Annotated in this window: 21 protein-coding genes; 13 read left to right on the top strand and 8 right to left on the bottom strand. The window is 72.4% G+C overall.

Going from position 1 to position 23025, the window contains the following annotated elements:
- Positions 1 to 3 precede the first annotated feature (3 nt).
- Together ACZ6JE_RS06375 and ACZ6JE_RS06370 are read right to left on the bottom strand one after the other, a co-directional pair.
- On the bottom strand, positions 4 to 1329 hold the full coding sequence (locus ACZ6JE_RS06375; protein ID WP_243215681.1) for an MATE family efflux transporter: 1326 nt from the start codon (positions 1327 to 1329) through the stop codon (positions 4 to 6).
- 1 nt (position 1330) lies between these two features.
- Entirely contained in the window at positions 1331 to 2596 is a 1266-nt protein-coding gene (locus ACZ6JE_RS06370) for a uracil-xanthine permease family protein (RefSeq protein ID WP_464318485.1), read from the bottom strand.
- A gap of 41 nt (positions 2597 to 2637) precedes the next feature.
- On the opposite strand from ACZ6JE_RS06370, the gene ACZ6JE_RS06365 reads away from it, so the two are divergent.
- Positions 2638 to 4602: a M13 family metallopeptidase gene (locus ACZ6JE_RS06365; RefSeq protein ID WP_464318484.1), complete on the top strand. Its 1965-nt coding sequence runs from the start codon at positions 2638 to 2640 to the stop codon at positions 4600 to 4602.
- A gap of 454 nt (positions 4603 to 5056) precedes the next feature.
- Here ACZ6JE_RS06365 and ACZ6JE_RS06360 read toward each other — a convergent pair whose 3' ends face one another.
- On the bottom strand, positions 5057 to 6331 hold the full coding sequence (locus ACZ6JE_RS06360) for a glutamyl-tRNA reductase (RefSeq protein ID WP_192061170.1): 1275 nt from the start codon (positions 6329 to 6331) through the stop codon (positions 5057 to 5059).
- A gap of 159 nt (positions 6332 to 6490) precedes the next feature.
- Between ACZ6JE_RS06360 and ACZ6JE_RS06355 the strand changes: the two genes are divergently transcribed.
- The 12 genes from ACZ6JE_RS06355 to hemL all read left to right on the top strand — a co-directional run bounded on the left by ACZ6JE_RS06355 (position 6491) and on the right by hemL (position 17420).
- A complete protein-coding gene (locus tag ACZ6JE_RS06355; RefSeq protein WP_243215007.1) occupies positions 6491 to 7498 on the top strand; it encodes an NADP-dependent oxidoreductase in 1008 nt (335 codons plus the stop codon).
- Between the two features lie 103 nt (positions 7499 to 7601).
- On the top strand, positions 7602 to 8702 hold the full coding sequence (gene hemE, locus ACZ6JE_RS06350) for a uroporphyrinogen decarboxylase (RefSeq protein WP_464318483.1): 1101 nt from the start codon (positions 7602 to 7604) through the stop codon (positions 8700 to 8702).
- A 29-nt stretch (positions 8703 to 8731) separates the two neighbouring features.
- Entirely contained in the window at positions 8732 to 10132 is a 1401-nt protein-coding gene (locus tag ACZ6JE_RS06345; RefSeq protein ID WP_464318482.1) for a protoporphyrinogen/coproporphyrinogen oxidase, read from the top strand.
- Positions 10133 to 10183: 51 nt separating this feature from the next.
- Positions 10184 to 10465 (top strand): hypothetical protein, encoded by a 282-nt coding sequence (locus ACZ6JE_RS06340; RefSeq protein ID WP_243215010.1) that lies wholly within the window; start codon positions 10184 to 10186, stop codon positions 10463 to 10465.
- Positions 10462 to 10923: a phage holin family protein gene (locus ACZ6JE_RS06335; protein WP_464318481.1), complete on the top strand. Its 462-nt coding sequence runs from the start codon at positions 10462 to 10464 to the stop codon at positions 10921 to 10923. The genes ACZ6JE_RS06340 and ACZ6JE_RS06335 overlap by 4 nt, the downstream gene beginning before the upstream one ends.
- Before the next feature lie 47 nt (positions 10924 to 10970).
- A complete protein-coding gene (locus tag ACZ6JE_RS06330; RefSeq protein WP_192061165.1) occupies positions 10971 to 11198 on the top strand; it encodes a DUF3618 domain-containing protein in 228 nt (75 codons plus the stop codon).
- Positions 11199 to 11297: 99 nt separating this feature from the next.
- Positions 11298 to 12080, top strand: a complete 783-nt coding sequence (gene hemQ, locus ACZ6JE_RS06325; RefSeq protein ID WP_192061164.1) for a hydrogen peroxide-dependent heme synthase — start codon at positions 11298 to 11300, stop codon at positions 12078 to 12080.
- Positions 12077 to 13300 (top strand): ferrochelatase, encoded by a 1224-nt coding sequence (locus ACZ6JE_RS06320; protein WP_243215011.1) that lies wholly within the window; start codon positions 12077 to 12079, stop codon positions 13298 to 13300. Before hemQ ends, ACZ6JE_RS06320 begins: the two co-directional genes overlap by 4 nt.
- A gap of 4 nt (positions 13301 to 13304) precedes the next feature.
- Positions 13305 to 14291 carry a hydroxymethylbilane synthase gene (gene hemC, locus ACZ6JE_RS06315; protein ID WP_463463849.1) on the top strand — a complete coding sequence of 329 codons (987 nt, stop codon included), beginning with the start codon at positions 13305 to 13307 and terminating at the stop codon, positions 14289 to 14291.
- On the top strand, positions 14288 to 15070 hold the full coding sequence (locus ACZ6JE_RS06310; RefSeq protein WP_243215013.1) for a uroporphyrinogen-III synthase: 783 nt from the start codon (positions 14288 to 14290) through the stop codon (positions 15068 to 15070). The genes hemC and ACZ6JE_RS06310 overlap by 4 nt, the downstream gene beginning before the upstream one ends.
- On the top strand, positions 15070 to 16059 hold the full coding sequence (gene hemB, locus ACZ6JE_RS06305; protein ID WP_320477668.1) for a porphobilinogen synthase: 990 nt from the start codon (positions 15070 to 15072) through the stop codon (positions 16057 to 16059). The genes ACZ6JE_RS06310 and hemB overlap by 1 nt, the downstream gene beginning before the upstream one ends.
- Positions 16059 to 17420 (top strand): glutamate-1-semialdehyde 2,1-aminomutase, encoded by a 1362-nt coding sequence (hemL, locus tag ACZ6JE_RS06300; RefSeq protein WP_243215015.1) that lies wholly within the window; start codon positions 16059 to 16061, stop codon positions 17418 to 17420. The genes hemB and hemL overlap by 1 nt, the downstream gene beginning before the upstream one ends.
- A gap of 491 nt (positions 17421 to 17911) precedes the next feature.
- On the opposite strand, the gene ACZ6JE_RS06295 is transcribed toward hemL, so the two are convergent.
- From ACZ6JE_RS06295 to ACZ6JE_RS06275, 5 genes are all read right to left on the bottom strand, one after another.
- Entirely contained in the window at positions 17912 to 18745 is an 834-nt protein-coding gene (locus ACZ6JE_RS06295) for an ABC transporter ATP-binding protein (protein WP_464318480.1), read from the bottom strand.
- Positions 18742 to 19431 carry a GntR family transcriptional regulator gene (locus ACZ6JE_RS06290; protein WP_464318479.1) on the bottom strand — a complete coding sequence of 230 codons (690 nt, stop codon included), beginning with the start codon at positions 19429 to 19431 and terminating at the stop codon, positions 18742 to 18744. Before ACZ6JE_RS06290 ends, ACZ6JE_RS06295 begins: the two co-directional genes overlap by 4 nt.
- A gap of 192 nt (positions 19432 to 19623) precedes the next feature.
- Positions 19624 to 20313: a GntR family transcriptional regulator gene (locus ACZ6JE_RS06285; RefSeq protein WP_464318478.1), complete on the bottom strand. Its 690-nt coding sequence runs from the start codon at positions 20311 to 20313 to the stop codon at positions 19624 to 19626.
- Positions 20314 to 20448: 135 nt separating this feature from the next.
- Positions 20449 to 21516: an acrylyl-CoA reductase family protein gene (locus tag ACZ6JE_RS06280; protein WP_464318477.1), complete on the bottom strand. Its 1068-nt coding sequence runs from the start codon at positions 21514 to 21516 to the stop codon at positions 20449 to 20451.
- 10 nt (positions 21517 to 21526) lie between these two features.
- Complete coding sequence (locus ACZ6JE_RS06275) at positions 21527 to 22972, bottom strand: SPFH domain-containing protein (RefSeq protein WP_464318476.1); 1446 nt, start codon at positions 22970 to 22972, stop codon at positions 21527 to 21529.
- Positions 22973 to 23025: the final 53 nt, after the last annotated feature.

Genomic DNA, 23025 nt, shown 5'->3' with positions numbered 1-23025 from the left:
TGCTCAGCGCGCCCCGACCACCATCCAGCGCGACCCCGCGGCCCGCACTCCGAGCGTGACGGCGCGGATGCCGATGTAGCCCAGTCCGAACGCGAGCCACAGCGCCACGGTCGATCCCGCTCCGTCGCCCACGGCGCGTTCGACCGGCACGAGGATCGCCAGGTACACGACCACGTTCACGATCCCCGCCAGCGCGAGGTACCGGGCGTCGCCCGCGCCGAGCAGCACCCCGTCGAGCACGAAGACGAACCCGGCCAGCGGGATGCCGACGGCCATCGCGAGCACAACGCCGGGCAGCAGCGCCCGCACGCCCTCGTCGGTCGTGAACACCGGCCCGAGCACGCCCGACAGCGCCGCGACGAGCCCGCCGAGCAGCACCCCGCCGCCGACCCCGAACACCATCAGCCGCCGGGTGACGGCACGAACGCGGTCGCGGTCGCCGGCGCCGAGCGAGTGCCCGATCATCGCCTGCCCGGCGATCGCCAGGGCGTCGAGCGCGAACGCGAGCGTGCTGAACAGCGTCAACGCGATCTGGATCGTCGCCAAACCCGTCACCCCCGAGGAGGCGGCGGTCGCCACGGTCGCGATCATCGCGACCCGAAGACTCGCGTTCCGCACCAGCAGCCACGCGCCCGACCGGGCGGTGCGTCCGACCCCCGCGAGCCCCGGGCGCAGGTCGGCGCCCACGGCGCGGGCCGCCCGCACGGCGATGACCACGTAGACGGCCGCCATGCCCCACTGCGCCACGACCGTGCCGGCCGCCGAGCCGGCGACGCCCCAGCCGAGACCGTAGATGAACACGGCGTTCAGGCCCGCGTTCGCGGCGAACCCGAGACCGGCGACGATCAGCGGGGTGCGGGTGTCCTGCAGTCCGCGCAGCAGCCCCGTCGCGGCGATCACGATCAGCATGCCCGGCAGCCCGATCATCGACACCGTGAGGTAGGTCGTCGCGGCGGCTTCGACGGCGGGCTCCGTGCCGAACAGCCCCACGAGCGCGGGTGCCGTGAACGCCCCCACGACGGCGAGCACCACGCCGAGCAGCAGCGCGAACCAGAGCCCGTCGACGCCGGCCCGGATGGCACCGGCGCGATCACCGGCGCCGAGCCTCCTCGCCACCGTCGGCGTCGTCGCGTACGCCAGGAAGATCAGCAGCCCGAGCGCCGTCTGCAGAATGACCCCGGCGACCCCGAGCCCCGCCAGCGGCACCGACCCGAGATGCCCGATCAGGGCCGTGTCGGTCAGCAGGAACAGCGGTTCGGCGATCAGCGCGCCGAGCGCCGGCAGGGCGAGGCGGACGATCTCGCGATCGAGGGGGTTCCGGAGGCGCACCTCAGTCGGTGCCGCGGGCGCGGCCGACCAGCGTCATCAGGTGGTGCACCACGATCGCCGCGACCGTGCCGAGGATGATGCCGCCGAACGTGGCCCCGCCGAGCGACAGCGTGAAGTCCGCGATGCCCATGATCAGGGCGATGCCGGCGGTCAGCTGGTTCTTCGGGCGGCTGAAGTCGACCTTGTTCTCGACCCAGATGCGGATGCCGATCACGCCGATCAGACCGTAGAGGGCCGTGGTCACGCCGCCGAGCACGCCCGGAGGGATCGTGAAGATCACGGCGCCGATCTTCGGCGACAGCCCCAGCAGGATCGCGACGATGCCGGCGACCCAGTAGGCGGCGGTCGAGAACACGCGCGTGGCGCTCATCACGCCGATGTTCTCGCCGTAGGTCGTGGTGGCCGACCCGCCGCCGAGCCCGGCGAGCACGGTGCTGAGACCGTCGGCGAACAGCGCGCGACCGGTCAGCGGGTCGAGGTTGCGCTTGGTGAGCTGGCCGACGCCCTTCACGTGCCCCACGTTCTCGGCGATCAGCGCGAGCACGACGGGCAGGAACCCGAGGTAGACGGGCAGCGCCGACAGGTCGAAGGCCGGGGCGGTGAACGTCGGCAGACCGACCCACGGGGCATCGCGCACGGCGTCGAAGCTCACCTCGCCGAGCAGCACGGCCGCGACGTAGCCGACCACCACGCCGACGAAGATCGAGAGGCGACCGAGGAGGCCCCGGAAGAGCACGGCGCTCAGCACCACCGCTGCGAGCGTGATGACCGCCGTCAGCGGGGCGAGCGCGAAGTTGTCGCGGGCCGCCGGCGCGAGGTTGAAGCCGATCAGGGCGACGATCGCGCCGCTGACGACCGGGGGCAGCAGCGAGTCGATCCAGCGGGTGCCCGCGAGATTCACCACCACGCCGATGATCGCGAGCAGCGCCCCGACGACGATGATGCCGCTCAGCGCCAGCGGGATGCCGCCGACCTCCTTCGCCGCCGCGATCGGCGCGAGGAACGCGAACGACGACCCGAGATAGCTCGGCAGCCGGTTCTTCGTGATGATGAGGAACAGCAGCGTGCCGATGCCCGAGAAGAGCAGCGTCGTGCTCGGCGGGAACCCGGTGAGGATCGGCACCAGGAACGTCGCGCCGAACATCGCGACGACGTGCTGACCGCCCAGGCCGATGGTGCGCGGCCAGGTGAGCCGCTCCTCCGGCGCCACGATCTCGGTGGAGTCCACCGTCTTTCCGTCACCGTGCAGAGACCAGGGGAGTGCCATGCTCAGAACTGTAGCGGCGGCGCGGCCGTAGGCTGACGGCCATGACCAGCGACGCCCTCTCCTCCGGAATCCTGACCGACGAGCTCGACCCGGGGGTGCGTCCTCAGGACGACCTCTTCCGTCACGTGAACGGGCGGTGGATCGCCCGCACCGAGATCCCCGAGGACAAGGCGCGCTACGGCTCGTTCTACGTGCTCGCCGAGGAGGCCGAGGCGGCCGTCCGCGACATCATCCAGGAGTCCCAGGACGCCGAGCCCGGCACCGAGGCCCGCAAGGTCGGCGACCTCTACACGAGCTTCCTCGACGAGCAGCGGGTCGAGGCGCTCGGCGCCGAGCCCATCCGCCCCCTGCTCGACCCCGTCGACGACGTGACCGACGTCGACGGCCTCCTGCGCCTCCTGGGCTCGTTCGAGAAGCAGGGGCTCGCGAGCTTCGTGCAGCTCTTCGTCGACAACGACCCGGGCGACCCCGAGCGCTACGTCCTGTTCGTCGAGCAGGGCGGTCTGGGGCTGCCCGACGAGTCGTACTACCGCGAGGAGAAGTCCGAGTCGATCCGCACCGCCTACGTCGCCTTCGTCGCCCGCATGCTCGAGCTCGCCGGCTTCGACGAGGCCGACGACCGCGCCGCCCGCATCATGGCGCTCGAGACCGAGCTCGCCTCGCACCACTGGGACAACGTCGCCACCCGCGACAGCGACGCCACCTACAACCTGCTGCCCTGGGCGGGGTTCGAGGCGCTCGCCGAAGGCGTCGACCTGACCGTCTGGCGCGATGCCGTGGGCGCGCCCGAGCGCGTGTTCGACGAGGTCGTCGTCCGGGAGCCGTCGTTCGTGACCGGTCTGGCGTCGCTGCTGACCGGAGCGCGCCTCCTCGACTGGCAGGACTGGCTGCGCTGGCAGATCGTCCGCTCGTCGGCGGCGTACCTGTCGACCCCGTTCGTCGAGGCGAACTTCGGCTTCTACGGCCGCACCCTGACCGGCGCACCCGTGCAGCGCGCCCGCTGGAAGCGCGGCGTCTCGCTCGTCGAGGGGGCCATGGGCGAGGCCGTCGGGCGCATCTACGTCGAGCGCCACTTCGCGCCCGCGGCCAAGACCGCCATGGACGTGCTCGTCGCGCACCTCGTCGAGGCGTACCGGCAGAGCATCACCGAGCTCGAGTGGATGACGGAGGAGACCCGCGGCCGCGCGCTCGAGAAGCTCGAGAAGTTCACCCCCAAGATCGGGTTCCCCGACACCTGGCGCGACTACTCGGCCCTCGAGGTCGACCCCGCCGATCTGGTCGGCAACGTGCGGGCGACCGCCGCCGTCGGCTTCGACCGCGAGCTGGGCAAGATCGGTCAGCCGCTCGACCGCGGCGAGTGGTTCATGACGCCGCAGACCATCAACGCGTACTACAACCCCGGCATGAACGAGATCGTGTTCCCCGCCGCCATCCTGCAGTTCCCGTTCTTCGACGAGACCCGCGACGCCGCCGCCAACTACGGCGCGATCGGCGCGGTCATCGGGCACGAGATCGGCCACGGCTTCGACGACCAGGGCTCGAAGTACGACGGCGACGGTCGGCTCCGCGACTGGTGGACGGCCGCCGACCGCGAGGCGTTCGAGAAGCTCACCGCCTCGCTGATCGCCCAGTACGACGCGCTCGCACCCGCCCAGGTGCCCGACCACCACGTCAACGGCGCCCTCACCATCGGCGAGAACATCGGCGACCTCGGCGGGCTGTCGATCGCCTACAAGGCCTACCTGCTGTCGCTCGAGGGGGCCGAGCCGCCCGTGATCGACGGTCTGACCGGGGCCCAGCGGTTCTTCCTCAGCTGGGCGCAGGCGTGGCAGATCACCCTGCGCGACGAGGAGGCCGTGCGCCTGCTGTCGATCGACCCGCACTCGCCGAACGAGTTCCGCTGCAACCAGATCGTGCGCAACATCGACGAGTTCTACGCCGCGTTCGACGTCTCACCGACCGACGCGGCCTGGCTGCCGCCGGAGGATCGCGTCACGATCTGGTGACCGCGGGGCCGGTGCCGGTTCTGGCGGCGGCGGTGCCGGTGCCGGTGCCGGCGCCGGCGCCCGTGGTCGGCGGTCGGCCGAGGAGGCGCGGGTCGTCATCACGACGCCACGAGATGCACATGACGCCACCTTTTTTCGTGGCGTCGTGTGCATCTCGTGGCGTCGTAGGTGGCGCGCGGGTCAGCTGGCGTCGTGCGGGGGAACGCGCCCGTCGGCTGGCGTCGCGTGGGGGTGACGCGCCGGTGTCGGCTGTCGGCCGAGGAGGCGCGGGTCGTCATCACGACGCCACCAGATGGACATGACGCCACCTTTTCTCGTGGCGTCGTGTCCATCTCGTGGCGTCGTAGGTGGCGCGCGAGTCAGCCGACGTCGTGCGGGGGCGACGCACGGTCAGCCGGCGCCGTGCGGGGGAACGCGCCCGTTCAGCCGACGTCGCGCGGGGGTGACACGCTGGTCAGCCGGCGTCGCCGACGGCGCGCAGGTGCGGGGCCGGGGCGGCGGCCGCGCGCGTGTCGGTGAGGCCGAACAGCGCCTCGAGCCCGTCGCGGAACTCCTCGCCGCGGCCCTCGCGGGCCAGCTCTCGCGCGCGCACCGACGGGGTGTGGAGCAGCACGCCGGCCAGGTGACGCAGCGCGGCCTCGGTGCGGTCGGACGAGTCGCCGCGCGACCGCGCCCTCTCGATCTCGGAGTCGAGCAGGTCGAAGACGTGCTTCCGCAGTGCGACGACCGCGGGGGTCAGCGACTGCTCGGCGGCGACGGCCTGGAACTCGGCGGCGGCCGTCGACACGAGCGCGCGGGCGTCGTCGGCGGCGGTGAGCTCGGCGAGCGGAGCGTGCAGGCTGATCGTCTCGAGGTCGAGCAGCTCGACGCCCTCGACCTCGGTGACCAGCGGGTCGACGTTGCGCGGCAGACCGAGGTCGATGACGAGTCGGCGTGCGCCCGGGGTGACGACGTCGGGGGTGACCACGGGCTGGGTGGTCGAGGTGCAGGTGATGAGGACGTCGCACCACTCGATGGCGGTGGCGAGGTCGTCGTAGGGGGTCGCGTCGTGCTTCAGCCCGAACCAGGAGGCGCGACCCGACGACGAGTAGACGGCCAGTCGGTCGGCGCCCCGGTCGCGCAGTGCGGTGACCGTGGTGGCCGCGTACTGGCCGGTGCCCACGATCAGCACCCGGGCGTGGGCCCAGTCCGTGACGCGCGAGGAGGCGAGCTCGAGGGCGAGGCGGACGAGCGAGCGACCCGCGCCTCCTACGTTCGTGCGGTTCTTGACGCCCCGCGAGGTGTGCGACGCCTTCTGGAAGAGGCGCTCGAGGTCGGACGACGTCGTGCCGCCCTCGCGGGCCCGCTCGAGGGCGCGACGCACCTGACCCGAGATCTCGTCTTCGCCGATGACGACCGATTCGAGGCCGGAGCTGACGGCGAACAGGTGCTCGACGACCTCGTCGCCGGTGATGACCCGCACGCTGTCGCGGAGATCGTCGGCCGTGACGTCGCTCGCATCGCTCATGGTGGCAATGGTGGCCTCGACCGCGACGGCGCTGCCGGCGGTGAGGGGCTCGTCGACGTCGAGGTAGGCCTCGAAGCGGTTGCAGGTCGCGAGCACGACGGCGCCGTTGACGAAGTCGCTGCCGTCGACCAATGTGCCGACCGCGGAGGGTGCGCCGATGCTCAACTTCTCGAGGAGGTCGAAGCTGGCGTTCCGATGGGACGCCGTCAGGCAGATGAGCACCGATCAAGAGTAACGCCCCCGGGCGCATTCGGCTGGGTGATGGCTCGACGTCGAGCGGAAGCGCGGGGTGATGCTGAGGCACGGGAATGCCCAGCCGGTGTTGCGCATTGCAACACGAGGCCCCGCCGACCACCCGTTCGGCCCGACGACAGGAGAATCATGACCATCAGCACCCAGTGGCAGCTCATCGCCCGCCCCCAGGGCGAGCCCACCCCCGACGACGTGCGCCGTGTCGAGGTGACGCTGCCCGACCTCGGCGAGGGCGAGGTCCGGGTGCAGAACGAGTTCCTCTCCGTCGACCCCTACATGCGCGGTCGGATGAACGACGTCAAGTCGTACGTGCCGCCGTTCGCCCTGAACGAGACGATGACCGGCGGCGCCATCGGCCGCGTGGTCGAGTCCCGCTCGGGCGACCTGCCCGTCGGCGCGGTCGTGCAGCACGACCTCGGCTGGCGCGACGTGGCCCAGGGAGGCGCGGGCTCGTTCCGTGCCGTGCAGCCCGTCGACGGAGTGCCGCTGTCGGCCTACCTCGGCGTGCTCGGTCTCACCGGGCTGACCGCCTACGTCGGTCTGACGGAGATCGCCGGCATCCGCGAGGGCGACGTCGTCTTCGTCTCGGGAGCCGCCGGCGCCGTGGGCACCATGGTCGGCCAGATCGCCCGCCTGAAGGGCGCCTCGCGCGTGATCGGCAGCGCCGGATCCGCCGAGAAGGTCGAGCTGCTCACCTCGAAGTACGGCTTCGACGCGGCCTTCAACTACAAGGACGGCGACGTCACCGAGCTGCTGCGCGAGGCGGCGCCCGACGGCATCGACCTCTACTTCGACAACGTCGGAGGCGACCACCTCTCGGCCGCCCTCGACTCGTTCCGCGACGGCGGGCGCGCGGCGCTCTGCGGCTCGATCGCGAACTACAACTCGACCGGCGCCCCGGTCGGCATCACCGGCCTGACCAACATGGTCACGCGCGGCCTCATGATGAAGGGCTTCACGCTCGGGAACTACCGTCACGTCGCTCCGGCCTTCCAGGCCGAGATGGGCCCGTGGCTGGCGAACGGCGACGTCGTCCACGACGAGACCGTGGTCGAGGGCATCGACCAGGCCTTCGAGGCGTTCACCGGCCTGATGCGCGGTGCCAACGTCGGGAAGATGGTCGTCAAGGTCGGCTGACCCGCGCCTCCTCGGCCGACCCGCGCCTCCTTGGCTCCGCGGTCGTCGAGGTGACCCGACGAGGGGTCCGTCGCCCAGGCGAGACCCCCGTCGCGTCACCTCGATGCGACGTCCAGCGGGCGATGCGAGAATCTTCCGCGTGAACTCCTCCGCCTTGCCCGACCAGCACCCGCTCGCGACCGGTCTCACCGCCGACTCCCGGCTGGTGCGGGCCCTGCGGGGCGACCGACCCGAGACGCTGCCCGTGTGGTTCATGCGGCAGGCCGGGCGCTCGCTGCCCGAGTACCGCGAGCTGCGCGTCGGCACCAAGATGCTCGACGCCTGCCTGACGCCCGACCTCGCCAGCGAGATCACGCTGCAGCCGGTGCGCCGGCACGGGGTCGACGCGGGCATCTTCTTCAGCGACATCGTCGTGCCGATCAAGCTCGCCGGGGTCTCGGTCGACATCGTGCCCGGGCGCGGCCCCGTGCTCGAGACGCCGATCCGCACCGCGGCCGACGTCGCCGCCCTCCGACCCCTCGACGACGAGGCCCTGGCGCCGATCGCCGCGGGCGTCGCCCAGACCGTCGCCGAGCTGGGCAGCACGCCGCTGATCGGGTTCGCCGGGGCGCCCTTCACCCTCGCCGCGTACCTCGTCGAGGGCGGTCCGTCGAAAGACCACATCCGTGCGCGCACCCTGATGCACAGCGATCCCGACACCTGGGAGGCGCTGCTCACCTGGGCGGCGGACGTCACCGGGGCGTTCCTCCGCGCCCAGGTGCTCGCGGGTGCCAGCGCCGCCCAGCTGTTCGACTCGTGGGTCGGATCGCTCTCGCTCGCCGACTACACGGCGAACGTGGCACCGCACTCGGCGCGTGCGCTGTCGCACGTCGCCGACCTCGGCGTGCCGCGCATCCACTTCGGCGTCGGCAGCGGCGAGGTGCTGACCGCCATGCGCGACGTCGGCGTCGACGCGATGGGCGTCGACTGGCGCATCCCGCTCGACGAGGCATCCCGGCGGCTCGGCGGCGGCACGCCCCTGCAGGGCAACATCGACCCCGCTCTGCTGCAGGCGCCCTGGCCCGTGCTCGAGGCCCACGTGCGCGACGTCGTCGAACGCGGTCGCGCCGCCCCGGCCCATGTGCTGAACCTCGGCCACGGGGTCAACCCCGACACCGATCCCGACGTGCTGAGCCGCATCGTCGAGCTGGCGCACACGCTCTAGAAGTCCACTCTCGTAGAAAGGGTACGACCGTGCCTGACCTGCTCCGCGCCTCCTCGACCGGTGCCGGCGGTTCGCCGGCCGACGCGGTCGTCGTCGGGGGCGGCGTCGCGGGGCTGGTCGTCGCACGCGAGCTGGCCCGTGGCGGTGCGAGCGTGCTGCTGCTCGAGGCGTCCGACCGTCTCGGCGGCGAGGTCGGTCGGCACACCGTCGCGGGGATCGACCTCGACTCGGGTGCCGAGAGCTTCGCCACCCGCGGCGGCACCGTGGCCGCGTACCTCGACGAGCTCGGTCTCGCCGACGACGTCGTGCTGCCCGACGGCCGCGGCGCCTGGGTGCACGAGGCCGACGGACAGGCCTTCCCGCTGCCCCGCACGGGTCTGCTCGGGATCCCCGGAGACCTCACGGACCCCGACGTGCTGCAGGTGATCGGCGTCGAGGGCGCCGTGCTCGCTGAGCGACTCGACGCGCAGCCGGCCGAGGTGGGCGCCGACGAGACGACGGTAGGTCCGTTCATCCGGGCGCGGATGGGCGACGCCGTGCTCGACCGCCTGGTCACGCCCATCGTCGGAGGCGTGCACTCGCGGCACCCCGACGACCTCCTCGTCGACCGCGTCTCGCCAGGGCTCCGTCGGGCGCTGCTGCGGGAGGGGTCGCTGGCCGCGGCCGTCCTCAGCCTCCGCGCGCTGGCCCCCGCCGGCTCGGCCGTCGCCGGTCTCCGCGGGGGCAACGCCCGCCTGGTCGACGCCCTGGTCGCCGACCTCGAGCGACTCGGCGTCGAGATGCGACTCGGTGCGGTGGTGTCGGCGCTCGACGCGTCGTCCGTCACCGTCGACGGCGAGCGACTCGTCGCCGACGCCGTGGTGCTGGCCGTGGGCGACGGTGCGGGGCGGGCTCTGGCGGGTCGCGCCTCCTCGGCTCCCGGTCTGATCACGCTCGTGACGCTCGTCGTCCGCGAGCCGGCGCTCGACACCGGGCCGCGGGGCACGGGCGTGCTCGTCGCCCCCGGCGCCCTCGACGTGCGGGCGAAGGCCCTGACGCACGCGACGGTCAAATGGCCCTGGCTCGCCGACCTCGCCGGCGGGCGGCACGTGCTCCGTCTCAGCTACGACTCGCCCGTGGTCGAGCCCGGCACGCCCGACGCCGAGCTGCGGGCCGTCGCGATCGCCGACGCCGCGGTGCTGCTCGGCGTGCCGATCGACCCCGATGCCGTCGAGGGCTGGGCGCGGGTCGCCTGGGACGCCCCGCTCGCCGCACCCGTCACGGACGCCGAGGAGGCGCGGGTCGCCCCCGTCGCCCCCCTCGACGGCGTGCATCGGGTCGGCGGTGCCGTGGCCGGTCGTGGTCTGGCCGCGGTCATCGCGCAGTCCCGGGCGACCGCCGCGGCACTGCTCAGCGGCGGGGTCGGGCAACTCGCGGCGCGCTCGGACTAGATTGGGGACTCGCGCGGCCGACTGCCGTGCGCAGACCACGAATGGAGCGACATGCGAGGCAAATTGATCTTCGTCGCCGGAGGAGCCCTCGGCTTCGTACTGGGCGCCCGGGCCGGGCGAGACCGCTACGACCAGATCTCGACGACGTCGTCCAAGCTCTGGCACAGCCGCGCGGTGCAGCGACAGGTCGCCAAGGCGGAGGACTTCGCCGGCGCGAAGACCGCCGACCTCGTCGACGCCGGGGTCAACGGCGCGAAGTTCGTGATCGTGCGGGCCTTCGGCGGGGGCAAGAAGAAGAAGCAGAAGTCGGCGACCACCGGTAAGACCCGATGACCGATTCCACCCGAAGCGACCGGATCCGGCACGACTCCGGTTCACGGACGCGCTCGCGGTCGCTCTTCACCCTGCTGCATGACGTCCCCACGCTGGTCACCGATCTCGTCAAGGGCGAGATCGCGCTGCTCAAGAGCGAGATCATGGCGACGCTCAAGGCGTTCGGCCTCGGCGCCGGCTTCGTCGTCGGCGCTCTCGTGCTGGTCTTCGCGGCGCTGGGTGTGCTGCTGACCGCGATCGTGCTGCTGATCGCCATCTGGCTGCCGGGCTGGCTCTCGGCGCTGATCGTGGCCGTCGCCCTGCTGATCGGCGCGGGCATCCTCGGCTGGGTCGGCTACAAGAAGATCAAGGTAGGTCTGCCGGTCGTCCCCGAGAAGACCCTCGCCAGCCTCCAGCGCGACCTGCGCGCCATCAAGGGCGTCGGCACCATCCCGCGCACGCGCCTCGACGAGTCCTGACGCGCTCCCTCCTTCTCCGCACCTCCTCTGCACCGATCGGAACCATCGTGAGCGACACGAACGACATCCAGGGTCACATCGACAAGACGCGCGCCGAGCTGGCCGCCACGTTGAACGAGATCGAAGACAAGCTGAACGTGCCCAAGCAGCTGGGCGCCGCCGGTCAGCGCGCGAAGGCCTCGTACGAGCACGACAAGTGGCCCTGGCTGGCCGGTGCCGGCGTCGTGGCGTTGACCGTCGGCGGCATCCTGGTCGCTGTCGTCAAGCGCCGATAGTCCCTCCCCGGAGGCCCCTCCGCGAGGGGTTCTCCACCGTTCTCTCGAACTGGAAGTACCTGGTTGGGCTCCCAGCCGGGAGAGGGGGAGAATAGCCGCATGAGTACCAGCGCCGACGGGTCGGCACCCGTGTTGCCGACGTCAGATTCACCCGCCGCCCCCTCACCCGAGGCGCCGTCGCCGGCCCCGACCGACGCGTCGTCGTCGGCCGGTGGGGGCGAGCGTCTCGGCTATACCCTGTGGGCCGTCCTCCGACGCGACCTCCAGAACCCGTTCGCACCCGACGAGGCCGACGCCGAGGCGCTCGACGCGGTCGTCGCATCGCTGGCCGCCGACGGGGTCGTCGTCCGGGGGTTCTACGACGTCAGCGCCCTGCGCGCCGACGCCGACATCATGATCTGGCTGCACGGCGAGGTGCCCGAGGCGATCCAGTCGGCCTACCGCCGGCTGCTGCGCACCGACGCCCTCGGCGGTCTCCTCCCGACCTGGAACGCCATGGGCATGCACCGCGATGCCGAGTTCTCGCGCAACCACAGCCCCGCCTTCATGCGCGGCAAGGAGCCCGAGACGTGGCTGACGGTCTACCCGTTCGTCCGCAGCTACGAGTGGTACCTGCTGCCCGAGGCCGAGCGCCGTCAGATGCTGGCCGATCACGGCAAGCAGGGTTCCGAGCACCGCGCGGTGCTGACCAACACCGTCGCGAGCTTCTCGCTCGGCGACTACGAGTGGATCCTGGCCCTCGAGGCACCCGAGCTCGTGCAGCTCGTCGACCTCATGCGCGACCTGCGCTACACCGAAGCCCGCCGTCACGTCCGTGAAGAGATCCCGTTCTTCACCGGCCGACGGATCACCACCACCGAGATCATCGAGGTTCTGTCGTGACCGACACCAGCGGAATCACCAACGGCGAGCTCGTGCGCAACGCCACCCCGGCGGCCGAGCGCGGCCCGGAGCACGTCTCCGAGCCGACCGACTACGACGCGATCCTGCTGGCCGGCTTCGGCGGGCCCGAGGGCCAGGACGACGTCATCCCGTTCCTCCGCAACGTCACCCGGGGTCGCGGCATCCCCGAAGAGCGGCTCGAAGAGGTCGCCACGCACTACCGCCACTTCGGCGGCGTCAGCCCCATCAACCAGCACAACCGCGAGCTCAAGGCCGCCCTCGAGGCCGAGCTCGAGCGTCGTGGCATCGACCTGCCCGTCGTCTGGGGAAACCGCAACTGGGATCCCTACATGGCCGACGCGGTGCGCGAGGCCGACAGCCGCGGGTTCCGCAAGCTGATCGCCGTCGCGACCAGCGCCTACTCGTCGTACAGCTCGTGCCGCCAGTACCGCGAGGACTTCGCGATGGCGCTCGACGAGACCGGTCTCGCCGACACGATGCAGATCGACAAGGTGCGTCAGTTCTTCGACCACCCCGGCTTCGTCCAGCCGTTCATCGACGGTGTGCGCGACGCCCTGCTGAAGGCCCGCGCCGAGATCGACGGCCTCGATCTGTCGAGCGAGATCCAGGTGCTGTTCGCGACGCACTCGATCCCGTCGACCGATGCCGCGAAGAGCGGCCCGCAGTCGCGCGGCTTCGACGACGATGGCGCCTACGCCGCGCAGCACAAGGCCGTGGCCGAGGTCGTCATGGCCGCCGCCGAGGCCGCACTCGAGCTCGAGATCCCCGAGGGCGGCGGCAGCACCGTGCCGTGGCAGCTCGTCTACCAGTCGCGCAGCGGCCCGCCGTCGATGCCGTGGCTCGAGCCCGACATCAACGACGCGATCGACGACCTCGCCGGCGGTCCGACGCGCGCCGTCGTGATCGTGCCGCTCGGCTTCGTCAGCGACCACATGGAGGTCATGTGGGATCTCGACAACGAGGCCCTCGAGACGAGCGAGAAGAACGGCTTCTGGGCCGTGCGCACGCCGACCCCCGGCATCGACCCGAACTACGTGACGGGCCTGGTCGACCTCGTGCTCGAACGCCGTGACGGCGTGCCGGTCGAAGACCGCCCGCACGTGACCGATCTCGGCCCCTGGTACGACGTCTGCCGCCCCGGGTGCTGCGAGAACGTCCGTCTCGGCTTCAAGCCCGCCCTCTCGGGCCTGGTGCCCTAGAGCTGTGACGACACTTCGCATCGGAACCCGCGGCAGCGCACTCGCCGTCGCCCAGTCGACCACGATCGCCGAGCGGCTCGCCCGCGAGACGGGCGCCGACGTCGAGCTCATCCGCATCAAGACCGAGGGCGACCGCACCCAGGCGACGGGCGAGTCGCTCGCCAGCCTCGGGGGCACGGGCGTCTTCGCCAGCGCGCTGCGCTCGGCGCTTCTGGTCGACGAGTGCGACGTGGTCGTCCACAGCCTGAAAGACCTGCCGACCGCCTCGCACCCCGGGCTCGTCATCGGCGCGACACCCGGTCGTGCCGACGCCCGCGACGCCCTCTGCGCCCGCGACGGGTTGACCCTCGAGACCCTGCCGCAGGGCTCCCGGGTCGGCACGGGGTCACCGCGTCGCGCCGCCCAGCTGCTGGCACGACGACCGGATCTCGAGGTCGTGGACATCCGCGGCAACGTCGACACGCGCCTCCGCCGGGTCGGAGACGATCTCGACGCCGTCCTGCTGTCCGCCGCCGGTCTGGGGCGTCTCGGGCGCCTCGACGCCGCGACCGACCTGCTCGGTCTCGGCTGGTGGCCCACCGCCCCCGGCCAGGGCTCGCTGGCCGTCGAGGTCCGCGAGGGCGACCCCGACGAGACCCTCGCCCGCGGCCTCGCCGCGATCGACGACCGCGACACGCGTCTGGTCGTCTCGGCCGAGCGTCAGGTGCTGGCGCGGCTCGAGGCGGGGTGCGCCGCGCCGATCGGCGCCTCGGCCGTGGTCGACGCCGGTCTGCTGCTGCTCAGCGCCACGGTCTACAGCCCCGAGGGCGCCGGCACGGTCAGCTCGTCGCACGCCGTCTCGCTCGACGACGGCCCGCTCGAGACGCAGCTGGTCGACGTCGCCGAGGTCGCCGGCCGCGTCGTCGACGAGCTGCTCGAGCTCGGGGCGGCCGAGCTCGCCCCGATCGGCGGCGGGCCCTCCGGCGGAGACCCGGTGGGGAGCGCCTCGTGACGGCCGAGCGGCCGCTCAAGGGCACCCGCGTCCTCGTGCCCCGGGGCGGCAAGTGGGGCGACGGTGTGGCCGCGGCGCTCCGTGCGCACGGCGCCGCCCCGGTCATCGCCCCGATGATCAACTTCGCACCCGCCGAGACGCCCGAGCTGCTCGCGGCCGCCCTGGCACGACTCGAGGCCGGCGTCTACGACTGGCTCGTCGTGACGAGCGCCACCACGGTCGACGTCCTCGTCGGCAACGGCATCCGGCCCCCGGCCTCGACCCGCATCGCCGCCGTGGGCGAGACGACGGCCGCGGCCCTGACGCTGTCGGGGTACCGCGTGGACTTCGTGCCCGAGGGCGACAACTCGGCCCGGGGCCTCGTCAAGGAGTGGCCCCGAGACGACGTCCAGGGTCGCGTGCTCGTGCCGCAGTCCGACCTGGCCGAGCCGACCCTCGTCGCCGGTCTCTCCGAGCGCGGCTTCGACGCCGAGTTCGTCGCCGCCTACCGCACCGTCGGCGTCGAGGTCTCCGAGCCCGTCGCGACCGGCGTCCGCTCGGGCGACATCGGCGTCATCCTCATCACCTCGGGCAGCGTCGCCCGGCAGATCGCGGCGCAGCTCGCCCCGCTGCCCGCCAGCACACTCGTCGCCTGCATCGGGCCGCGCACGGCGTTCGACGCCCGCGCCGCCGGCTTGCCGGTGCACCTGATCGCCGAGACCCGCTCGGCGGCCGCCCTCGTCCAGGCCGTGGTCGACCACGCCCTCGACGGACGCCACTCCGATCCCGAGAAAGACTGATGTCAGAGTTCCCCCGCGTGCGCCCCCGTCGGCTGCGCGCCACCCCCGCCCTCCGCCGGCTGACGGCCGAGACGCGCCTCCACCCGTCCGACCTCGTGCTGCCCATGTTCGTGCGAGAGGGCATCGACTCACCCGCCGAGATCTCGTCCATGCCGGGTGTCGTGCACCACAGCCTCAGCAGCCTCCCGCATGCGGTCGCCGAGGCCGCCGAGGCCGGTGTCGGCGGCGTCATGCTGTTCGGCGTGCCGCTGGAGAAGGACGCCGTGGGCTCGGGGGCCACCGACCCCGAGGGCATCCTCAACGTCGCGACCCGGGTCGCCGTCGACGCGGCGCAGGGCGCCCTCGTCGTGCAGACCGACCTCTGCCTCGACGAGTTCACCGACCACGGCCACTGCGGCGTCCTCGCGGCGGACGGCTCGGTCGACAACGACGCGACGCTCGAGCGCTACGACGCGATGGCAGTCGTGCAGGCCGAGGCGGGCTCGCAGCTGATCGGCATGAGCGGCATGATGGACGGCCAGATCGGCTCGGCCCGCGACGCCCTCGACGAGGCCGGCTTCTCGAACACCGCGTTGCTGGCGTACTCGGCGAAGTACGCCTCGGCGTTCTACGGGCCGTTCCGCGAGGCGGTCCAGTCGACGCTCGTGGGCGACCGCCGTACGTACCAGCTCGACGCGGCCAACGGCCGTGAGGGTCTCCGCGAGGTCGACCTCGACATCGCCGAGGGTGCCGACATCGTGATGGTGAAGCCGGCCATGAGCTACCTCGACGTGCTCGCCGAGACCGCCGCCACGAGCACCGTCCCGGTCTGGGCGTACCAGATCAGCGGCGAGTACGCGATGATCCAGGCCGCCGCCGCCAACGGCTGGATCGACCTCGACGCCGCGTCGTACGAGAGCGTGCTGTCGATCAAGCGCGCCGGGGCCGACGCGATCCTGACGTACTGGGCGACCGAACTGGCCACGCGCCTCCGGGAAGGACGCATCTGATGGGCATCGACCGCGACGACCGCACCAACGACGGCTTCTTCGCCCGAGCGAAGCGCTCCATCCCCGGCGGGGTGAACTCGCCCGTCCGCGCCTACGGCTCGGTCGGGGGCACGCCCCGGTTCCTGGTGGGTGCGAAGGGGGCATACGTCACCGACACCGAGGGTCGCGAGTACGTCGACCTGGTCGCGTCGTGGGGTCCGGCCATCCTCGGCCACACGCACCCCGAGGTTCTCGAGGCCGTGCAGCAGGCGGCCGCGCGCGGCCTGTCGTTCGGGGCGTCGACGCCGGGTGAGACCGAGCTCGCCGAGCTCGTGCGCGAGCGCGTCTCCGTGGGCGACGCCCGGCCGATCGGCAAGATCCGCATGGTGTCCACCGGCACCGAGGCGACCATGACCGCCATCCGGCTCGCCCGCGGCTTCACGGGTCGCGACCTGCTGGTGAAGTTCGCCGGTCACTACCACGGCCACTCCGACTCGCTGCTGGCCGAGGCCGGCTCGGGTGTCGCGACGCTCTCGATGCCCGGCTCGGCCGGCATCACCGAGGCGACCGCGGCGCAGACCCTCGTGCTGCCGTACAACGACCTCGACGCCGTCCGTCAGGCGTTCGCCGAGCACGGACCTCGGATCGCCGCCGTCATCGTCGAGGCCGCCGCTGCCAACATGGGCGTCCTCGCCCCGCGACGCGGGTTCAACCGCAGTCTCTCCGAGATCACCCGCAGCAACGGCTCGCTGCTGATCGTCGACGAGGTGCTGACCGGGTTCCGGGTCGGGCCCGCCGGCTGGTGGGGTCTCGAGGCCGCCGACGTCGTCCCCGACGGCAGCGGGTGGGAGCCCGACCTCGTCACATTCGGCAAGGTCATCGGCGGGGGCATGCCGTTGGCGGCGCTCGGCGGACGTGCCGACGTGATGGACTACCTCGCCCCTCTCGGCCCCGTCTACCAGGCCGGCACGTTGAGCGGCAACCCGGTCGCCGTGGCGGCCGGCACCGCGACGCTCCGACTCGCGACTCCCGAGGTCTACGCGACGCTCGACTCGGTCGCCGACCGGCTGTCGGTCGCCGTCTCGGAGGCCCTGTCGGCCGAGGGCGTCGAGCACACCGTGCAGCGCGCCGGTTCGCTCTTCTCGTTCGCCTTCACACCCGACGCCCCGCGAGACTACGACGACGTCCGCGCCCAGCAGACCTGGCGCTACCCGCCGTTCTTCCACGCGATGCTCGACGCCGGGGTGAACCTGCCGCCGTCGGTGTACGAGGCCTGGTTCGTCACGGCGGCGCACGACGAGACTGCGGTGTCGCGGATCCTCGACGCGCTGCCTGCGGCCGCCAAGGCCGCCGCGGCCGCGACGGCGCCCGCCGCCGGCTAGCGGCTGGGCCGCTAGTCGGCCCGGCTCGCTCATCGAAGTGACCCGAAAGGGGCATCGGCACAAGCCGAGGGCCCCTTCCGGGTCACTTCGATGCCGCCGGGCGGCCCCGCGGGGTGCGCGTCGCCGGCCGGCGGCCCGGCTAGCCCCTTCCCCGCGCGCCGCAAGCATCGAGGTGACCCGTAGGGGGTGTCGGCGCCGACCGAGGGCCCGTTTCGGGTCACCTCGATGCCGCCGGGCGGCCCCGCCGGGTGCGCGCAGGCCGGGCCCGGCCCGGCCCGGCTGGGCCGGCCCGGCCCGCCGCAAGCATCGAAGTGACCCGAAGGGGGCGTCGGCACCGGCCGAGGGCCCGTTTCGGGTCACATCGATGACGCCGGGCGGCCCCGCCAGGTGCGCGTCGCCGGCCGGCGGCCCCGCTGGGCCCTTCCCGGCCCGCCGCAAGCATCGAAGTGACCCGAAAGTGGCATCGGCACCGGCTGAGGGCCCGTTTCGGGTCACATCGATGAGGCCGGGCCGGACCGCCGGGTGCGCGCAGACCAGCGGCCGGCGACGCGCTCGATCACCAGCGGGTGGTCGAACGCCGCCGAGACGAGCTCCGAGGTCAGCACGTCGTCGGCCGGCCCCTGCGCGAAGACGCGTCCGTCGCGCAGCAGCACCGCGTGACTCGTGCTGGCCGGCAGGTCCTCGAGATGATGCGTGACCGTCACCGAGGCGACGTCGGGGTGGCTCGCCCGCACCTCGTCGAGGGTGTCGAGCAGGTGCTCGCGCGCGGCGACGTCGAGACCCGTCGCGGGCTCGTCCAGCAGCAGCAGCGCGGGCGACGCGAGCAGCGCGCGGGCGATCAGGGCGCGACCCCGCTCTCCTTGCGAGAGCACCGACCAGCGGGCCGTGGAGCGGGCCCCGAGTCCGACGGAGGCGGTCAGCGATCGTGCCCGCGCCTCCTCGGCGGGTGTCGGCGACCAACGGGCGACGGGGTCGCTGCTGCCGGTGAGCCCGGTCAGCACCACCTCGTGCACCGTGTTGTCGCGCAGCATGCGATGCCGCGGGTCGACGTGGCCGATGCGCCGGCGCAGCTCGCTCAGGTCGACGCGACCGAGCCGCCGCCCCAGCACGTCGACCGTGCCCGAGGTGGGGTGACCGAGGGCGCCGCAGAGGGTGAGCAGCGTCGTCTTGCCCGCCCCGTTCGGACCGATCAGGGCCCAGTGCTCGGCTACCCGCACGCGCATCGAGACTCCGGCGAGCAGATCGCGACCCGCACGGGCGACCCGGACGTCGGCCACGTCGAGCACCACTGGTGCGGTGCTCGACGTGATCGACGTCGGCGTCACGAGAGGTAGACGCCCGCCTCGCGGACCTGCTCGTGGAACTCGGCCAGACGCTCGGGCTGCGTGCGGACCGCCTCGGCCGCGGCCTGGGCGTCGCCCTCGGCGACCGCGTCGCGCAGCGTCCTCGTGAACGCGAGGGCCGCGTCGAAGTCGAACAGACCCTGCGACGACGGGCGACGGATCAGCAGCAGGAGGCGCGGGCCGGTGTTCGCCCACAGTCGCGCCAGCGAGGTGCTCGCGCTGGCCTCGAGCAGCAGCTCGTTGAAGCGGACGAGCGCGCGGTCGTCTTCGGGCTTCTTCGCCGCGAACGCCTTCGCGCGGGCGTCGAGGATCTTCAGGGCCTCGGTGCGCTGAGCGGCACCCAGACGCGCGACACCGCGCTCGACGAAGAGCGCCCAGACGGCGTAACCGACATCGATGGTGTCGACGAACTCGTCGAAGGTCGGGTGCACGATGCGCGTGTACCGGTTCGCCTCGATGTCGACGAGCGCCTGGTCGGCGAGCTTCGCGATGGCCTCGCGGACGGGCGTGCGCGAGACGCCGAGCCAGGCGACCAGCTGGTCGTCGTTCAGTCGTTCGCCGAACTCGAGGGTGCCGTCGATGATCGCGTCGAACATCTTGTCGTAGACGACGTCGCGCAGCAGGCGGCGGGGGGCGGGCGGCTGGTCGGTGAGCGTGGGGATCGGCATCGGGCACTCCTGGGTCGGGCGGAGGGTGGGAGGTGCGGGCCGACTTCCCTGCGTCGGCCCGCACATGAGGCGGTGCTGTGGTGCGGTCTCGCTGTGGTGCTGTGGTGCTGTGGTGCTGTGGTGCTGTGGTGCTGTGGTGCTGTCTTGCGGTGGTGCGGTCTTGCTGTGCTGCGGCTCAGTGTCCGAGCGGGGTCACGACGGGGTCGAGAGGAGGGCCCCGTCGACCTCGACGGCCTCGAGGTGGCGGAGGTTCGCCTCGTTCAACGGGATGAACGCGGCGATGGCGAGGTCGATGTCGCGTCGGCGCACGGCCTCGCGGATGCGGTTCAGGAAGTCCGTCGTGAGCTCCCACTGCCAGTGGTTGAGCACGGGCTTCGACATGAACATGACCCGCGCGTTGACGAGGCGCTCGGCGCTGTCGAGCAGCGGGTTGCCGACCTTCGTGCGGAGGTACGCCGGCACGGCCTGGAAGTCGCCGAGGCCGCCGACGTCGCGGGCGTCGAGGCGGCCGAGGGCCGTGTCGACCAGGGCCGTGAACTCGTCGACGTCGGAGTCGGAGAGCAGCGGGATCGCCCACCGCGCCGTCAACTCGTTCAGCCCGGCGTACACCTGCAGCGCGTGCCGATAGAGATCGAAGTCGGGCATCGCGATGCGCGTGTAGCGGTTGGCCTCCATCTCGACGAGGCCGTAGTCGACCAGCTTGGCGATCGCCTCGCGGATGGGAGTGCGCGAGACGCCGAGCCAGGTGACCAGCTCGTCGTCGTTGAGGCGCTCGCCGGGCTGCAGCGTGCCGTCTTCGATCGCGGACAGCATCTTGTCGAACACGACGTCACGGAGGAGACGGCGGGGGGCCGGGTTCTCGGGGCCGGTAGGGATGGGCATGTATCAGACCTTCAATGCGCGAGGAAGTATCGATTATCCGGTACTTTACTCGACCGCTGCGAACCGTGTCGAGGCCCCACGCTCACGGCCCCGCCCTCGGGGCCGACCATCGGGGTTCCGCCGGAGCCCGTCGTGTCAGGCGCCCACGCGCACGACCGTGCGTCCGCGCACGCGCCCGGCGACGATCTCGGGGCCGAGGGCGACGACCTCGTCGAGGGTCGTCTCGGTGGTGAGCGAGTCGAGCAGCTCGAGGTCGAGGTCGGTCGCGAGCCGCGACCACGCCTCCTGGCGGAGTGCCAGGGGGGCCTGCACCGAGTCGATGCCCGCCAGGGTGACCGACCGCAGGATGAACGGCAGCACCGTCGTCGCGAGGTCCGAGCCCTGAGCGAGGCCGCAGGCCGTGACCGTGCCGCCCCAGGCGGTCTCGGCGAGCACGCTCGCGAGGGTCGTGCTGCCGACCGAGTCGACGGCGCCGGCCCAGCGGGGGCGCCGGAGCGGCTTCCCCTGCTCGCCGAGCTCGGCGCGGTCGATGACGGACGAGGCGCCCAGCGACCGCAGGTACGGACCCAGCTCGTCGGCCCGACCCGAGGAGGCGGTGACCGAGTACCCGAGCCGGCTCAAGACGGCGACGGCCACCGACCCGACACCTCCGGCGGCGCCGGTGACGACGATCTCGCCGTCGCCCGGCCGCACGTCGCGCTCGAGACGGAGCACGCTGAGCATCGCGGTCAGACCGGCGGTGCCGATCGCGGCCGCACGCCGGGCGTCGATGCCGTCGGGCACGGCGACGAGCGTGGCGGTGTCGACGATGGCGCGTTCGGCGTAGCCGCCGTCTCGCGTCTCGCCGAGACCCGCGCCCGTGGCGACCACCAGGTCGCCGACCGCGAACGACGCGGGCGACGCGGGCGACGCGGAGGCAGATGAGGATGCGACGCTCGAAACCGGCCCGCCGCCCGAGACCGGCCCGCCGCCCGAGACCGGCCCGACGGCCGCGATCGTCCCGACGAGGTCGATGCCCGGCACGAGCGGGCTGACCCGTGCGACACCCGGGTCGCCCGCGAGGGCGAGCCCGTCTTTGAAGTTCAGGCCCGACCAGAGGACGTCGACGACGACCTGGCCGGGCTCGAGGCCGTCGCCGTCGGGCACGGGCCCCACCTCTCGGAGAGACGCGGGATGACCCTTCTCGACGACGACGGCTCGCATGGGCGTCAGGCTACGCGGAGTCGCGCGGCGTGGTGCGCGGCGTGGTGCCCAGAGGCGACGTGCCGACGGTCGAGTCGGGCGCCGCGCCGGCACGCCCGCCCAGGAACCCGCCCAGGGCACCGACGAGGTCGAGACCCGTCGTGGCCTTGACGACGTCCTGCAGCTGTGTCATGTTGTTCGCCACCGACTTGGTGAGCTCGTTCGCCCCGTCCGTCGACACGACGGTGAGGGTGTCGATGTTGCTCATCGGCGCCGCCATCTCGCGGGCGATGTCGGGCAGGCGCGAGATGACCTGCGACGCGAGCGCCGCCTGGCCGAACTTGCCCTGCGCCTCGGCGAGGGCGTCGACGGCCTCGGCCTCGGCCAGACCCTTCGCCTTGATGGCCGCGGCCTCGGCGCGACCGGCGGCCTCGACGGCTGCGGCCTCGTTCTCGGCGGCGGCGCGGGCGGCGTCGGCGAGCTGCGTGCGGCGGAACGCCTCGGCCTCGACGGCGGCGTTGGCGGCGTCGCGCTCGGCCTCGGCGTTCTGGACGGCGGCGTACGCGGCGGCCTCGGCGGGCTGACGCACGTCGATGTTCAGGCGCTCCTGGTTGACCTTGGCCTGCTCGGCGACGGCGATGCTCTCCTGCTCGGCGACCAGCTTGTCTTGCGTGGCACGGGCCAGCTCGCCGGCGGCGGAGGCCTCGGCGTTGGCGCGGTCGGTCTCGGCCTTGATCTGCGCCTGGCGCACGTCGAGCTGCAGCTGACGCTCGGCGGTCTGCTGCGTGTTGCCGATGCGGGCCAGGGCGGCGATGCGCTCGGCCTCCGCCTCGGCGACGTCGGCGTTCTGCTTGGCGACGGCCGCCTCGGCGCGACCGCGGTCGGCGAGGTAGGTGCTGCCCGGGGTCTCGATCTCGCGGATGTTCATCGTCTCGATCTGCAGACCGAGCTCGGCGAGCTCGCCCTTCGTCTCGTTGACGGCGTCGGCCGCGAGGCGCGAGAAGTTCTTGACCAGGTCGTCGACCGGCTGCCCGCCGATCAGACCGCGGATCGAGCCCTCGAGCGACTGCTGCACGATGACCGGCAGCTGCTGCTGCTGCAGCAGGTAGCGCTGGGCGGCGCGGCGCACGCCGTCTTCGGTGCCGGTGACCTTGAAGTTGACCGTGGCCTTGACCGCGGTGCGGATGTAGTTGGCGTCGATCGCCTGGACCTCGACGGGGGTCTGGTACTGCTCGAGGCTGAGCTTGAATCCCTCTTGGAAGATGGGCCAGACGAACGTGCGGCCCCCGATGATCACCTTCTGCGGGCTCGAGATGCCGCCGCCCTCGGAGCGCTCGGCACCACGGCCGACGACGATCAGCGCCTCGTTCGGCGGGACGCGGCGCACGCGGCTGGCGATGAACGACAGCAGCGCGATGGCGATGACGACCGCGACGACGATGGCGACGACGCTGGTGTTGCCGGAGATGAAGTCCACAGGGCTTCTCGTTTCTCTTTCGGTGGTGCAGGGCGGTTGTCGGGGGGCCCGGC

The sequence above is a fragment of the Frigoribacterium sp. AC759 genome, assembly GCF_979256015.1.
This window is presented reverse-complemented; position numbering and strand designations above follow the sequence as displayed.

What these genes read in the sequence shown, in the direction of transcription:
- hemB (WP_320477668.1), top strand. Translation starts at nt 15,070, where the DNA reads ATGTCAGAGTTCCCCCGCGTGCGCCCCCGTCGGCTGCGCGCCACCCCC.
- ACZ6JE_RS06365 (WP_464318484.1), top strand. Translation starts at nt 2,638, where the DNA reads ATGACCAGCGACGCCCTCTCCTCCGGAATCCTGACCGACGAGCTCGAC.
- hemE (WP_464318483.1), top strand. Translation starts at nt 7,602, where the DNA reads ATGCGACGTCCAGCGGGCGATGCGAGAATCTTCCGCGTGAACTCCTCC.
- hemQ (WP_192061164.1), top strand. Translation starts at nt 11,298, where the DNA reads ATGAGTACCAGCGCCGACGGGTCGGCACCCGTGTTGCCGACGTCAGAT.
- ACZ6JE_RS06285 (WP_464318478.1), bottom strand. Translation starts at nt 20,313, where the DNA reads ATGCCCATCCCTACCGGCCCCGAGAACCCGGCCCCCCGCCGTCTCCTC.
- ACZ6JE_RS06335 (WP_464318481.1), top strand. Translation starts at nt 10,462, where the DNA reads ATGACCGATTCCACCCGAAGCGACCGGATCCGGCACGACTCCGGTTCA.
- hemL (WP_243215015.1), top strand. Translation starts at nt 16,059, where the DNA reads ATGGGCATCGACCGCGACGACCGCACCAACGACGGCTTCTTCGCCCGA.
- ACZ6JE_RS06340 (WP_243215010.1), top strand. Translation starts at nt 10,184, where the DNA reads ATGCGAGGCAAATTGATCTTCGTCGCCGGAGGAGCCCTCGGCTTCGTA.
- ACZ6JE_RS06370 (WP_464318485.1), bottom strand. Translation starts at nt 2,596, where the DNA reads ATGGCACTCCCCTGGTCTCTGCACGGTGACGGAAAGACGGTGGACTCC.
- ACZ6JE_RS06355 (WP_243215007.1), top strand. Translation starts at nt 6,491, where the DNA reads ATGACCATCAGCACCCAGTGGCAGCTCATCGCCCGCCCCCAGGGCGAG.
- ACZ6JE_RS06290 (WP_464318479.1), bottom strand. Translation starts at nt 19,431, where the DNA reads ATGCCGATCCCCACGCTCACCGACCAGCCGCCCGCCCCCCGCCGCCTG.
- ACZ6JE_RS06280 (WP_464318477.1), bottom strand. Translation starts at nt 21,516, where the DNA reads ATGCGAGCCGTCGTCGTCGAGAAGGGTCATCCCGCGTCTCTCCGAGAG.